Source organism: Neobacillus drentensis (genome assembly GCF_036966985.1).
Taxonomy (GTDB): domain Bacteria; phylum Bacillota; class Bacilli; order Bacillales; family Cytobacillaceae; genus Neobacillus; species Neobacillus drentensis_E.
Window position 1 is genome coordinate 3,766 of record NZ_JBALSN010000465.1, and the last position, 386, is coordinate 4,151.

A 386-nucleotide genomic window follows, 5' to 3' on the forward strand; every position below is an offset into this window, starting at 1 on the left:
GTTGCAGAAGCTCCATCGTTTCCTGGCAATAGCAGATTGACTGCCATGTGGTTTCCTCAGAATGAACGAGGCAGGGCAGTATCTGTGTATAATTCTGCTCAGTTTTTTGGAATTGCGTTGTTTACCCCTGTAATGGCCTGGCTTTTACAGAGTTACAGCTGGCAAGTGGTTTTTTATGTTGCAGGGTTGGCTGGAATTGTGGTGTCGGTTTTTTGGTTTAAGCATATCCATGAGCCGAAAAAACACCCAAAAGCTAATCAGGCCGAAATTGACTATATTCTTGAAGGCGGCGGCTTGGCGAATGCAGGGGATAAACCAATCAAAATCAGGTGGGCCCATGTAAAACTGCTGTTAACTAACCGACAAATGATCGGAATCTATATTGC

1 protein-coding gene is annotated in these 386 nt (G+C 44.6%); it reads left to right on the top strand.

The window, feature by feature from the left end; translation table 11 throughout:
* On the top strand, nucleotides 1–386 hold a 386-nt coding region (locus V7659_RS25480; RefSeq protein ID WP_335542912.1), incomplete at both ends, for an MFS transporter.